Below are 12,064 nucleotides of genomic sequence, written 5' to 3' on the forward strand. Positions count from 1 at the left end.
GCTGTTCTTTTATTTCCCGTTCAGCACACTATTCAAATAGTCAGTCCACTCATAGACCGGAATGCTTCTGTCTAGGTAAAAATCAGGCTGTAATCCCTTTCCATCAATCGTAAAATCGGGAATACGCATGCTTCTTGAAAGTGAATAGCCTAATTCAAACTCTTTGCAGGGCGAAGGAACATAATACATATTGGAAACATCTAAAACTCCAAAAGTCGTAGTCCCGAACAGTTTCACTTTCTTACTTTGCTTGGCCGCCAGCAAAAATTGCTCGTCTGTACTTCCGTTTCGCTGATTGATGATGATTCCTACATTTTTCGGATAAGGATAAATGGTATCATACTTTGTGAGGCTGACTACATTATCATTGAGGTTGACGAATTTTCCCTGCTGTTTTTCCAGTATATTAAATGAAGTCTGAGCCCATTTTTTATTCTCTTCATTGAATCCGTATTCAGGTTTGTTGATGAAATCCAGCATTCTCTGATTGTTAAGTTGGGTAGATAAATATTCTACGCCTACGGTTCTGATTGGATTGGTGTAAATCAAAGGAAGGATATTGTGATAGCTGGCATCACTTCCTCCGGTTCCGTTTCTGATGTCTATAATGAGATTTTCAGTAGAGAGGATTTTATCTTTGTTGGCCGCAATAACACTGTCAATTTTTTGTTTTTCGGACGCCTGAAAAGACGGGATTCTGAGGTAAAGAGTGGTTTTGTTTAGTTGATCCACATAAGGTTTATTGGCACTTACTGACTTAAAATACTGCGTATATTTGGGGTCGTCTTCAAGCTTTGGATACACTCTTGAAAGACTGAAATCTCCAATTTGTAAATGGTTTTTCCCCGTTAGAGTTACTTCTTTGGATTCCACCCCCGAATGATCACGCATATAATACACAGAGCTTAATTTGCCATCTGAAGAATTGAGTTTCAGTTTAACCTGTCCCTTTGTCCAGGTTTCTGCTCCCGATTCTATGATAAATCCTACATACTGGTCTCCTTTCTTTTTAATCCCAATGGTATAAGGTTCGGTATACCAAATCCCTTCATAGTCGGACGTTTTCTTTTGTTCCAGATACTTCTTGAAATCCTGCGTTTCTACCGCCAGGGTTTCCCAATTGGTAAATGGGTTGTTTGATTTTTCGGGAGTAGCCGATTTGGGAGATTCTTGCTTACTAATAGGTCTGATAGAAGCGTGTCCCGAACGGAAAAAAGTAAGCCATTCAGACAAAACAAGACTGCATTCACTGAATGTTTTAGCAGATTTTACTTTTTCGGATGTGGTTTTATTATGGGCTTCATAAGCCTTATTACTTTTTTGCTTTAATGCGTATTCAAAACCCGCATCATTTGTTTCAAAAGTTTTTTTTACCCATTCAAAATTTTTTGTGCAATCGCAATTCTGGGCGTATACTGAGGTAGTTATTAATGTGAATAAAGACGAAATTAATACAGCTTTTAAATTTTTCATGGTCTTAGTTTATATATAGGACAATCGGAAGGTTTAAAATATTACATTTTTACCGTTGCAATAAGGGTTTATTGCAATGTAAAGCCAATCCAAATTAGATGGGGCTAAAAATATATAAATATCCACTGAAAAGCAATATTTAATTCAATGCCTGATGAAATCCATAGTTAGATTCTGGCTGATATTTTAAAACTGCGGATCTTTCCATTGCAGTTCAATATATTTTGGACAGTCGTTTTTCATATCATCATAACAATCAAGCAAAAGTGCTGAACCTCCGTTTTTTACGATGTCTTTCACTATTTTGTAAGTTTCTTCGGCTCCTTGCAGGCCTTCTCCTGATAAGTCAAAAACGATATTTTGAGTCTTGGAAAGCGTAGCGTATAAAGACAATTGTTTTCTGTGACTTCCAAGAAGAGTATTGACTTTTGTCTTCTCATTGATCCATTCAGTCTCATAAATTATACTGTCTGAATTAGCATTCTTTTTTAAGTATTCTCCAACCGTCACAGGATAAAAAAATCTTCTGATTGCAGGTTCAAAAAAATGCTCTAGGAATGTTATATTTTGATGGATAATTACATTTTCATGCGGTATCCTGCCACAAAAAATGTCTTTAAGAAACATTTCTGTTTTGTAGAAGTTGGCTCCACTGAATACATTCAAAACAACAATTTCTCCAGCGTTCAGGTCGAATGGAGGTATATAAAATGTATTGGTTTCTATTCCCTTATTTTCGATGAGCATTCTTTTATTATTTCAAATATTTTCGCTAAAATTAATGAAATTGCATTCAAAAACAATCCCTAAACTAGCTGTTGGTGAAGGAAAATATGGAAAAACTGTTTGGAAAATAAGTTTTATTTTTATTCTTTCCGCCTGATTTTTTTTGATAGATAGAAAATGCTGAAAATTGCGGCAATGGTTATGCAGGTCACTAAGAAAGTGGCCTTAATCGTTTCGCTTTCATTGCTTGTTGAAGATTTTGAACAGTCTATCAAGAGTAATGAACCGATTAAAATAAAGAACAATATTCCGAATGATTTTCGGAGAGAGATCAAATTATCTTGTTTCATCATCAGAGTGTATTTGTGTCCCGTAAATCTATAAATAAATCTGATCTAACCTGTTGCAAATGAAAATATTAACATTTTTAACGTAAAATTTTAATGATTGCTTTAGAAACTGCTTATTTTTAGAATACAAACCTTTCCTTTTTGAAAAAGAAATACTGAATTAAGAGAAGCTGAAATCAACAAAAACAGATGATTATTTAAATGTTTTCAGATCTGTAAAATCTGTGGGAAGAAATCCAAACACAAACAACACGAATCTCCTCCACAAATACAAAAACATCCACACGCAAACCCTCCACACTCTCAAACCCTCAGACTCTAATACCCTCAAACTCTTTCGTTCCAGTAAAAACTATCCGGATGAACTCTCGCTCCAAAAACTGCTGTTCCCACTCTCACTATCGTAGCCCCTTCTTCAATGGCAGTTTCGAGATCTCCGCTCATTCCCATAGAAAGTTCCTTCATTTCGACGTTAGGAATATTCTGACTGATGATTTCCTGTTGTAGGTTTTTCAGGATTTTAAAACAGGGTCTTACTTTTTCAGTTTCTGCACTGAAAAGGCCGATGGTCATTAATCCTTTGATCTTTAAAGTACTGAATTCAGAAACTTTCCGGGTCAGTTCAACAGCTTCGTTGGGATGGACTCCGAATTTACTTTCCTCAGCTGATGTATTCACCTGGATCAGAACCTCCATTGTTTTTCCTTCGGATACAAGTCGTTGATGAAGTCTTTCAGTGAGATCCAGACGGTCCAGAGACTGTACGCAAACTACGTCGTATTTTAAGATATCCTTGATTTTATTCGTTTGCAGATGTCCGATAAAATGATTTTCATGTTGAGTATCTTTCAGTTCATCATATTTTTCTTTCAGCTCCTGAACCCTATTTTCAGCAATTAAGGTCTGCCCATTTTCTAAAGCTGTCTTAATATGCTCTGCAGAAACCGTTTTTGTAGCCAGTAACAATCTGACTTCATCAAGAGGTCTGCCTGCTTTTTCACATGCTTTCCTTATTCTGTCATTGATGATTTCAAGATTGTGGAGAATATCTTCTTTCATGATGGTGTAATTGACTGAGATTCCAGTTGTTTGATGAGTGCTGATTTTACGGCTGTAAAAGCATGATCTTTTGCTTCAGCAAAGGAAATATTGTAATGACGTTCTATACTTCTCAGATCTTCAGGAAACTGAGACAGAAGACGATCATAGAAAGTATCCAGAAATTCAGCAGAAGGTATTTCATAATTGATCTTCAGCTGAAAACGTCTCATCAAAGCGGTATCAATAATCTCCGCATGGTTGGTTGCACAGAGTAGAAGAGCATTTTCAGGATAATAATCGATTAACTGGATGAGGGTATTCACCAGTCTTCTCATTTCACCCACATCTTTGTCATCACTTCCTCTTGCTTTTCCTATCTGATCCAGTTCGTCCAGAAAAAGAACAGATCTTTCCCTGGCAGCCTTATCAAAAATCATTTTAATATTTTGTGAAGTTTCCCCAATCCGGGACGAAACAATATTGCTGAGATTTAAAATCAGGATACTTTTGCCTAAAGCATTGGCAATGGCTTTAGCGGTCATCGTTTTCCCACAACCGGAATTTCCCTGCAAAAGGATCTTATTGTTCACAGGAAGCCCGTATTCCTGCAGTTCTTTCACATAAGTGTGCTCTTTGATGAGCTGTGCCAGTTGGTCTCTGTTGTTTTTACCGAGAAATACATCGTTGAGGGTTACTTCCTCTTTATCCTGAATAATGAGATTGTACAGATTCATACTAAAACTAAAAAATGATTCTTATCTACACAAAGATAAAGTTTTATTGAATGATTACCGGATCCTGAAATAGAATAAGCTGGTAGACCAGAAAAGGGAAGGGTAGAGGGAATATTCAATATTCAATAGGAATGGGCTTTAGCCCGTTTTAACAAGAAAAGCCAGGCTATTGCCCGGCTTGACTATTTGGATATATAAAATTTGCTATGAAATTTAATTTTTGGGATTATGTTTTTGGGCCCTTTTACTCCAGTGAGTAAAAGGGCAGAATCTGATCATTCAGATCAAAAACATAAACAATACAATTAATATAGATATTCTATAGGCTTATCTCCTTTAATAGAACTTAGTTTCTTTCTTCTCTTTTTACTGTCATAAAGTAAGAAGCGAATACTACTACACATGTTGCGATTCCGATGTAAGTTACCATTTTTGTTTTATTTAATTATTTGTGATTATTTTATCAATTATCTAATTGCAATATTACAACTTTCAAATCATGTGCCAAAGCAAATAATAATGATGTATATCAGTGTGTTATGTGTGTTTAAGTTTAATTTTAACGAGTGTTTGTTTATAAAAAATTAATATGTTTTTATGGAATTATTGATATCTTTATTGTCTTATCTTTAAAAAATTAAAAAATTGGCAACGGTTTGAACACTTCTATATTGGACTTGATAAAACAAAAAATAAGAAATGCGATGCATGCTATTCACTTTTAACTTTGTTTTTTAACGTCAGATTTTAGGAGATGGACGAAATATTATGTTAAGAAAGCTTATTATTCAGGACCGGATTTTATCCTTGAATTTCTAAAAGCTGACAGATGATATGACATCAATTTGAAACTTTTGTCACATAGCTATGAAATAATGACAGGTTTTAAACTCTTACTGTCAGAATTTTTTTACTCCAATATGATTTAACTTGTGTAAGTGCTTTATTATAAATAGTCTGACAAGTTATCACTAGGGGTAGAGTTATTAATTCATTTTTTTATACTTTTTTTTCTGCTTAAGTGTACAGGAAAGGATTGAGATCAATTCAAAAATTGAAGGTGATTTTTGAATTCAATAATAGGATCTGACAGGTGTTTTATCAACCGATTTTTAGTGAAAAGCAGCAGCTTTTCCTTATTTTTGTAGAAAACAAGCTTTTATGGGACGCAGTTATATCTTTCTTGCTTTAGCAATCGTTTTCGAGATCATAGCCACTACTTTTCTGAAAAAATCAGAAGAATTTTCAAAGCTTTGGCCTTCTGTAGTGACCGTCATAGGATATGCTGCCGCTTTTTATTTTCTAAGCATTACACTGCGCCAGATCCCTGTAGGAATAACGTATGCCATATGGTCTGGAGTAGGAATTGTTTTTATAACGATGATTGGTGTTATTGCTTTTAAGCAGGTTCCGGACCTGCCGGCTATCATAGGAATTGCGTTGATCGTGATAGGAGTGATCGTTATTAATGTGTTTTCAAAAATGGGGACGCATTGATCTTTTTTAATTTAAAGATTTAAGAATTTAAGAATTCAAAAATTTAATGGATTCTATATAAAATTCAATAGGATTGGGCTTTAGCCCACTTACAGGAAAAATAAATCCGGACATCGGTTTTAGCCAAATTATTAAAATTTTAAATACTTATTTTTTTCTTAATGGTTTTATTTTTTCCAAAGTCCCTTAAGAACTTCCAGAAGGTTGAAATTATTTTGCTCTAGGCTTTCCAAAAGGATTATAAGATATTCCGACATTGACATAGAATGAAGGTTTATAGCTGGCTTCAAAAATATAATCTTTAAAAGATTGCTCCTTATCAAACACTCTAGCGCGCGGAACCGCTCTGATCCCGGTTTTTAAAGTTCCTATAAAATTATTCCCAAGATTGTGTTCATAGATAGCCCCGGAATTGATTTCCAGCTGGCGGAATTCATACGTCCTGTTATTTCTGTACGTATAAAAAGTGGTATTATCCATTTCTGTTCCAAGAGAAATTCTGCCGTTGGCAAAAATATCCTTTCTAACCAACAGTTTTTTAGGAAGCAAAATATCAAGTATCCAACCGTTGTTGAATTTGTTTTCATAGGTGAAGATCGGTAGGATCGGGATCTGTGAACTTGGATCAATAAAACCGGCAAGACCGATCATCATTTTTGTTTTTGGAGTTGCTTTTAAAATTACGGAAGCAGTTATCATTCCTCTGATTCTTTCAAAATGCTGATCACTTCCGTCCACTGAAGCGTTGGCCGTATAAATTGCTGTTTTATTGAACAGTTTCGAAAAATAACTGAAATTAACAGCTTCAGAATGATAATGAAAGCCATTCCGCAGGCCTGTTTCTGCGATAATTGATTCTTCGGTATTGAATGCTGTATAACGGTAATTCAAAGAAGTACTGAGCAGCCAGTTTTTCTTTTTTACAAAATAGATGTTGGCGCTGGCTTTTAGCTGCTGGAAGCTTTTCATTTTATTGTCAGGCAAATCATTCCCGTCAAGTTTTGATGAAAACCGGAAAGGAGCTGTCTGGCTGAATTCAATATTAAGGTCCCGGCTTTGCGGAAATTTGTCTGCAAAATAAGCCCTTACCTTCAGCGGAATGCTGTCTCTTTTTTGGGAATAGGCAATATTCTTTAATGGGAACAAGGCAAAGGGGATAAGAGCTCTTTTCAGTGTTTTCATGGTTTATTTTAGGGATTTGATGGCAGATTGAAAAAAATGGAATATGAATATTTTGTCATAAAATATCTCTATACTGTTCTCGGTTATAAAATCAACATGGCGGTTAGTATCAGAAATCGGATCTTCCTCTACGAAGACAAACCAGATTTCTTTAAGCTGATGCCTTCTTTTAAACTCTTCAAAAACATTCCAGTCAAATGGGGTAGAGTGTTTCACATCGTAAAATAAAATTCCTTTTTTAATACCATCTTCCTCTATAATATTAATAGGATGGTGGATATAACTTAAAATTTTAATTTTCGGATCATAGCATTCCACAAAATGGTGCAGGTCGATCAGTTGTATTACTTTCTCTTCTTGCTGCGATTCTGTCATATAAAAACATTCTAAGGCGATTTCTTCGGTAAGTTCCTGAAAAACGGCTAATTCCATAAGCATAAAAAAAATTGAACAGGGCAAAGAAAAAGAGAAAAACGCCACACGAATTTGTTTTTATACCAAACCGCTTCTATTTTATACGAAACCGGAGTACTTGACAATTGGTATAAAAAAATACAGGGTTTGTATAATATTATAGGTATTCTTTACGTTATTCTCTATTTTTGTTCTGCATTAAAATCTGCAGGACCCTATGAAATACGGTACAGAAAAATTTAAGGAAACACTTGTGATTGATTTTCTGGTAGAGGATCGGTTCCGGGTGTGCAGACATGTGCTGTTTCTGATTTTCTTTTTCTCCCTTTTGTACAGTGCGAGGTTCTGGCACTGGTATTCAGGAATTCATCAATATTATGTTCTGCTATTTGTATATACCGTACTCATTACCATGGTATATATTAATATCTACGTTCTGGTACCCAGGTTTTTCTTTAAAACAAGATATATAACGTACTTAGTCTTGCTTGTCATGATGGGAGTTGTGGGCCTTAATATAATAGGATTTAGTCTTAGATTATTTTTTGAAGATTTCAGAGTGGAAAATATCAGAAAAGAAGGGAATAGGGGAAGTATTTATGAAGGTGTTTTGATGTGTGTGCCCATTATCCTGACTACAACCACAGTGAAACTGTTGCAGAAATGGATCAATGATTCCAAAAGAATTACAGAACTGAACAATCTTACTTTACAGATGGAACTGAATGAACTCCGGAACCAGATCAATCCGCATTTTCTTTTTAATATGCTGAATAATGTCAAAGCATTGACCAGAACAGATCCGGAGAAAGCCTCCGCTGTTATTGTTAAGCTTTCAGAATTTTTAAGGTACCAGCTGTATGAGAACGGCGAGGAGAAAACGTTGCTTGTTTTGGAAATAGATTTTCTGTCTAATTTTCTGAACCTTGAAAAGATAAGGCGGGATAATTTTTCTTTTGATATCCATGCAGAAACGGGGGACAGAAATGTAAAAAGCACTTTTATTCCTCCGAATTTATTTACCACCTTTGTTGAAAATGCCGTAAAACACAGTGTAGATATCAGCAGTACAGAATCCTATGTGAAAATTGATATTGAGGTTGATAATAAAATGCTTTATTTTACCTGTACCAATTCTATGAACCCGAGTTTGGCAGTATCCAATAGCAAATACGGAGGACTGGGGCTGGCTAATATTAAAAGAAGACTTGAACTCCTGTACGGTAAAGCGTTCGAACTGAATATCACTTCCGGAGAAAAAGAATACACCGTCAATTTAAAAATTCCTGTATGAATTGTATAATCGTAGATGATGAACCGTTAGCAAGAGCAGAAATGCGTTCGCTGATCCAGGAAATTTCAAAGACCGAAATCCTTGGAGAGTTCTCCAATGCCCCTTCCGCCCTTGATTTTCTGAAAATCAACGACGTAGATCTTATTTTCCTGGATATTGAAATGCCGATGGTAACAGGACTGGAATTCGCAGAAATGCTGCCGGGGCAGAGCCTGATCATTTTTACAACAGCCTATTCGCAGTATGCTTTGAAAAGTTATGATCTCGATGCAATAGATTATTTATTGAAACCCATTGAAAAACAACGGTTAGAAAAGGCTATCAGTAAAGCGGTTCTCTATAAAGAGCTGCTGTCTAAGGATACCGTAAAAAATACAATAGAATCCAATACAAAAGATTTTTTGTTTATAAAAGCAGACAGGAGATACTACAAAATCAATTTTACGGATATTAAATTTATTGAAGGTTTGAAAGACTATGTGGTTATTCATACCCGGCATCAAAAGCTGATTACTGCAATGAATTTAAAAACCATACATCAGAAAATTCCATCAGAGTCTTTTGTGCGGGTAAGTAAATCGTATGTCGTCAATATAGATTATATTGATTCATTCGATAACCATAGTATTTACATCAATGACTCGGAAATTCCTTTGGGAGAAGTGTATAAACCTGCTTTTTTCATCAGATATTCAGGCGGATCATTAAATCCTGAATCTTAAATCATTAATAATTCCGCCTTTTTTTATTTGTCTTATTTAATCTTCGAAAACCTGGCCGGCAAAAGGATTGTCTACCAGCCAGAGCCAGATTCCTTCTTCATTTTTCTTCATCATACAGGTTGTGGCTCCGTTCATTTCAATAAGATTTCCATCGGGTGAGGAGCCCTTTAAGGTCCATTTGTCTACCCATACGGCAAGATCTCCGACTATGGTCAGTTTTTGTTTGTTTCCCTTAATATCGGGTTTCCATGTACATAAATGTTCCAGTGGTCTTTTTATGTTGTCCAGTCCCTTTATTTCAATTCCGTCCCGTTCAATATATACTCCGTCTTTATCAAAACAGCTTAATGCCCCATTCAAATCACCTGTCAATATACAGTGTCTGAAATATTTTACGGCTTCTGCGGGGTTGGTTCTATCAAAGTTTTCTGGCATTTTTTATATTTTTCGTCCTGTAAATCTTATCACTGATCCGGTTCCATTATGAAATACACCTTCATTCAGTTCAATTTCTTTCTCTTCCAGTTCAATAACTTCATAATTCGGGAAATCAGCTTTGATCTCATCGATTGAAAATAATGATCCGATATCTTTCGGGCCGCCCACTTTTTCGTTTTTCAACACATACTCAAGATGATTTTTACTGAAGGCTTCAAAAATAATCAAACCTCCCTTACGCAGATATTGGTCCAGAACTGTATGCAGGGAAGATTTAATGTCGGCAGGGAAGTGAGCGTAAATAAGAGCAATCACATCAAACTGTTCTGTATGGAAATCCAATGTTTCCAGTTCGCCCACCTGATAATCAATTTTTACATCATTATTTTGGGCAAGCTGCAAGGCTTTGTTTTTCCCTTCTTCACTGATGTCAAAAGCGGAAACCTTCCAGCCAAGCTTTGCGGCGAAAACAGCGTTTCGGCCTTCACCTTCTGCAGGAAAAAGTATGTTTCCGGGATTGAGCTTTTCAAGTTGTTCTTTTAAATAATTGTTGGGTTCTATGCCGTATGCAAATTCATCACTGCTGTATCTTTCATTCCATCGGTCTAGCCAGGTATCGGTCATTTCGTAAATTGTTTAAACCAAATTTACGCATTTCATGAATCTTAATATTGATTTGCATTCAAATATTTATCTTAATACAGCTTCTGGTCTTTTTCACAGTAAAAACTCCGTCTTTTTCCAAGTCCGGTCTGCTTTTTTACCAGTTTTTCACAACATTTCGGGCAAATGGTTTTGGTATGAACGAGCCACTTTTTCTTTAAAACAAATTCACGTTTCCAGTCCAAAAAATCGAAACTGTAATTTCTCGCCTCAGCGATCAGTTCCCTGAGTTTTTTCGCTGGCAGATTCCCTATTAAACTTTCAGGCTGTACCCCAATTCTGAACAGAACTTCATTCTTAATAATATTCCCTACACCCGAGAAAATGTCCTGATTCATCAAGGCGTCACAGACCATCATCTCAGATTTGGATTTCAGTTTCTTTTCTGCTTTTTTGGGATCCCAGATCTCACTCATAATGTCAGCTTCCCAATCGATGGTGGATAAAAATTCCAGATCCACAGATTTTACAGAACAGGTGTAAAAGTACAGACTTCCTGTTTGGAAGAAAAGGGATAAACGTAAGCTTTTATCAGGCTTTGTCTGTTCATCAACACTATAAGATCCGAACATCAATAAATGAATACGGACTGCTGATTCATCAAAAACAAGATAAGTCTGTTTCCCAAAAGTCCGGATTTCTCTTAAAATTTGACCTTTCAGAGGTTACTTTTCAAAGTTGGCATCCCCAAATACATCAATCACTTTTTTACCTGCAAATTTTTGCAGATCTTCTTTCATTAACAAGATAGTTGGACCTTCTGGCATTGTTTTGTTTTCAAGAAAAACTCAAATACTATTCCATAGACAAAATTGAAAGAGGTTTTTACATAAAAAATCATAAGGAGGTAAGCAGAGATTTATGTATTATTTGTAAATATTTTCTATTGATATATTGTAATAGAAAAACTATTTTTCTGTTCTTTTCTGTGTGGTTTCTTTTGATAAAAATATATAATGTTTTTTGTTTGAGTTCAACGGATTGTATTTGATTTAAAGGGATTTCTATCTGGCGGTAAAGTTTGGATAATATTATTGTCCCTATTGGAGGGAAATATTCTTTAATCGTAAGCACTTCACCAGAATTTTCTATCTCTACACATCTGATTGTAACCAAAAAAATCAACATGAGGATGTTAAATGATAGTATTATTAATCGCAGAATAAATAAATACAGTTTATTTATTGGTAAAAAAAATGTGGCAATACACAGTAATAACCCTACGACAAAACCAATGGAGTAGAATAAAAGCCAATGGTAGATCTTTCTTTTATTGTTAATTTTTAACATATTTTTCTTAAAAATTTAATAAAAAGCCGCCTTGGCGGTAGTCATGGTCGGAAGAATTTTTCTTCCGACTTTTTTGTTTTTTGGCGTACGGAAAAGCATACTTATATTGCTGGTTATCAAACAATTAATTTGTTTTTCTGTTTTTTATTTTGTATATTAGCAGTTGATAATCAATTATTTATGCCCGTTTTCAAAGATCACAAATTCTCCCTTAAGCAGGTTTTAGAATTTCTCCCCGAA

At 35.2% G+C, this 12,064-nt stretch carries 13 protein-coding genes; 4 read left to right on the forward strand and 9 right to left on the reverse strand.

Translation table 11 applies throughout. The features are described 5' to 3' along the window. Window positions 1-9: 9 nt before the first annotated feature. Together HHL23_RS16160 and HHL23_RS16165 are read right to left on the reverse strand one after the other, a co-directional pair. Entirely contained in the window at window positions 10-1,473 is a 1,464-nt protein-coding gene (locus tag HHL23_RS16160; RefSeq protein WP_169235822.1) for a S41 family peptidase, read from the reverse strand. Between the two features lie 186 nt (window positions 1,474-1,659). Next, entirely contained in the window at window positions 1,660-2,220 is a 561-nt protein-coding gene (locus tag HHL23_RS16165; RefSeq protein ID WP_169235823.1) for a hypothetical protein, read from the reverse strand. A 156-nt stretch (window positions 2,221-2,376) separates the two neighbouring features. Between HHL23_RS16165 and HHL23_RS16170 the strand changes: the two genes are divergently transcribed. Further along, window positions 2,377-2,583 carry a hypothetical protein gene (locus tag HHL23_RS16170; protein WP_169235824.1) on the forward strand — a complete coding sequence of 69 codons (207 nt, stop codon included), beginning with the start codon at window positions 2,377-2,379 and terminating at the stop codon, window positions 2,581-2,583. 293 nt (window positions 2,584-2,876) lie between these two features. On the opposite strand, the gene HHL23_RS16175 is transcribed toward HHL23_RS16170, so the two are convergent. Both HHL23_RS16175 and HHL23_RS16180 read right to left on the reverse strand, forming a co-directional pair. Continuing rightward, window positions 2,877-3,608 (reverse strand): YggS family pyridoxal phosphate-dependent enzyme, encoded by a 732-nt coding sequence (locus HHL23_RS16175; RefSeq protein WP_169235825.1) that lies wholly within the window; start codon window positions 3,606-3,608, stop codon window positions 2,877-2,879. Next, window positions 3,605-4,324 (reverse strand): AAA family ATPase, encoded by a 720-nt coding sequence (locus HHL23_RS16180; RefSeq protein WP_169235826.1) that lies wholly within the window; start codon window positions 4,322-4,324, stop codon window positions 3,605-3,607. Before HHL23_RS16180 ends, HHL23_RS16175 begins: the two co-directional genes overlap by 4 nt. A gap of 1,161 nt (window positions 4,325-5,485) precedes the next feature. Between HHL23_RS16180 and HHL23_RS16185 the strand changes: the two genes are divergently transcribed. Then, window positions 5,486-5,821 carry a DMT family transporter gene (locus HHL23_RS16185; RefSeq protein ID WP_169235827.1) on the forward strand — a complete coding sequence of 112 codons (336 nt, stop codon included), beginning with the start codon at window positions 5,486-5,488 and terminating at the stop codon, window positions 5,819-5,821. Window positions 5,822-6,031: 210 nt separating this feature from the next. On the opposite strand, the gene HHL23_RS16190 is transcribed toward HHL23_RS16185, so the two are convergent. Both HHL23_RS16190 and HHL23_RS16195 read right to left on the reverse strand, forming a co-directional pair. After that, on the reverse strand, window positions 6,032-7,003 hold the full coding sequence (locus tag HHL23_RS16190; RefSeq protein ID WP_169235828.1) for a DUF6268 family outer membrane beta-barrel protein: 972 nt from the start codon (window positions 7,001-7,003) through the stop codon (window positions 6,032-6,034). 3 nt (window positions 7,004-7,006) lie between these two features. Continuing rightward, window positions 7,007-7,441 carry a hypothetical protein gene (locus HHL23_RS16195; protein ID WP_228464803.1) on the reverse strand — a complete coding sequence of 145 codons (435 nt, stop codon included), beginning with the start codon at window positions 7,439-7,441 and terminating at the stop codon, window positions 7,007-7,009. A 193-nt stretch (window positions 7,442-7,634) separates the two neighbouring features. Between HHL23_RS16195 and HHL23_RS16200 the strand changes: the two genes are divergently transcribed. Next, the gene (locus HHL23_RS16200; protein WP_169235829.1) at window positions 7,635-8,711 is read left to right on the forward strand and encodes a sensor histidine kinase; all 1,077 of its coding nucleotides are present in this window, start codon (window positions 7,635-7,637) and stop codon (window positions 8,709-8,711) included. Further along, on the forward strand, window positions 8,708-9,433 hold the full coding sequence (locus HHL23_RS16205; protein ID WP_169235830.1) for a LytR/AlgR family response regulator transcription factor: 726 nt from the start codon (window positions 8,708-8,710) through the stop codon (window positions 9,431-9,433). Before HHL23_RS16200 ends, HHL23_RS16205 begins: the two co-directional genes overlap by 4 nt. Window positions 9,434-9,469: 36 nt before the next feature. Here HHL23_RS16205 and HHL23_RS16210 read toward each other — a convergent pair whose 3' ends face one another. The 3 genes from HHL23_RS16210 to HHL23_RS16220 all read right to left on the reverse strand — a co-directional run bounded on the left by HHL23_RS16210 (window position 9,470) and on the right by HHL23_RS16220 (window position 11,106). Then, a complete protein-coding gene (locus HHL23_RS16210; protein WP_169235831.1) occupies window positions 9,470-9,868 on the reverse strand; it encodes a YybH family protein in 399 nt (132 codons plus the stop codon). 3 nt (window positions 9,869-9,871) lie between these two features. Beyond that, on the reverse strand, window positions 9,872-10,495 hold the full coding sequence (locus HHL23_RS16215) for a class I SAM-dependent methyltransferase (protein WP_169235832.1): 624 nt from the start codon (window positions 10,493-10,495) through the stop codon (window positions 9,872-9,874). A gap of 71 nt (window positions 10,496-10,566) precedes the next feature. Next, the gene (locus tag HHL23_RS16220; protein ID WP_228464805.1) at window positions 10,567-11,106 is read right to left on the reverse strand and encodes an endonuclease; all 540 of its coding nucleotides are present in this window, start codon (window positions 11,104-11,106) and stop codon (window positions 10,567-10,569) included. Between the last annotated feature and the right edge of the window lie 958 nt (window positions 11,107-12,064).

Origin of the sequence: Chryseobacterium antibioticum (genome assembly GCF_012927325.1) — a bacterium.
In the GTDB taxonomy this organism is placed as follows: domain Bacteria; phylum Bacteroidota; class Bacteroidia; order Flavobacteriales; family Weeksellaceae; genus Chryseobacterium; species Chryseobacterium antibioticum.

What these genes read in the sequence shown, in the direction of transcription:
- HHL23_RS16205 (WP_169235830.1), top strand. Translation starts at nt 8,708, where the DNA reads ATGAATTGTATAATCGTAGATGATGAACCGTTAGCAAGAGCAGAAATG.
- HHL23_RS16185 (WP_169235827.1), top strand. Translation starts at nt 5,486, where the DNA reads ATGGGACGCAGTTATATCTTTCTTGCTTTAGCAATCGTTTTCGAGATC.
- HHL23_RS16170 (WP_169235824.1), top strand. Translation starts at nt 2,377, where the DNA reads ATGCTGAAAATTGCGGCAATGGTTATGCAGGTCACTAAGAAAGTGGCC.
- HHL23_RS16215 (WP_169235832.1), bottom strand. Translation starts at nt 10,495, where the DNA reads ATGACCGATACCTGGCTAGACCGATGGAATGAAAGATACAGCAGTGAT.
- HHL23_RS16180 (WP_169235826.1), bottom strand. Translation starts at nt 4,324, where the DNA reads ATGAATCTGTACAATCTCATTATTCAGGATAAAGAGGAAGTAACCCTC.
- HHL23_RS16195 (WP_228464803.1), bottom strand. Translation starts at nt 7,441, where the DNA reads ATGCTTATGGAATTAGCCGTTTTTCAGGAACTTACCGAAGAAATCGCC.
- HHL23_RS16210 (WP_169235831.1), bottom strand. Translation starts at nt 9,868, where the DNA reads ATGCCAGAAAACTTTGATAGAACCAACCCCGCAGAAGCCGTAAAATAT.
- HHL23_RS16200 (WP_169235829.1), top strand. Translation starts at nt 7,635, where the DNA reads ATGAAATACGGTACAGAAAAATTTAAGGAAACACTTGTGATTGATTTT.
- HHL23_RS16175 (WP_169235825.1), bottom strand. Translation starts at nt 3,608, where the DNA reads ATGAAAGAAGATATTCTCCACAATCTTGAAATCATCAATGACAGAATA.
- HHL23_RS16220 (WP_228464805.1), bottom strand. Translation starts at nt 11,106, where the DNA reads ATGTTCGGATCTTATAGTGTTGATGAACAGACAAAGCCTGATAAAAGC.
- HHL23_RS16165 (WP_169235823.1), bottom strand. Translation starts at nt 2,220, where the DNA reads ATGCTCATCGAAAATAAGGGAATAGAAACCAATACATTTTATATACCT.
- HHL23_RS16160 (WP_169235822.1), bottom strand. Translation starts at nt 1,473, where the DNA reads ATGAAAAATTTAAAAGCTGTATTAATTTCGTCTTTATTCACATTAATA.
- HHL23_RS16190 (WP_169235828.1), bottom strand. Translation starts at nt 7,003, where the DNA reads ATGAAAACACTGAAAAGAGCTCTTATCCCCTTTGCCTTGTTCCCATTA.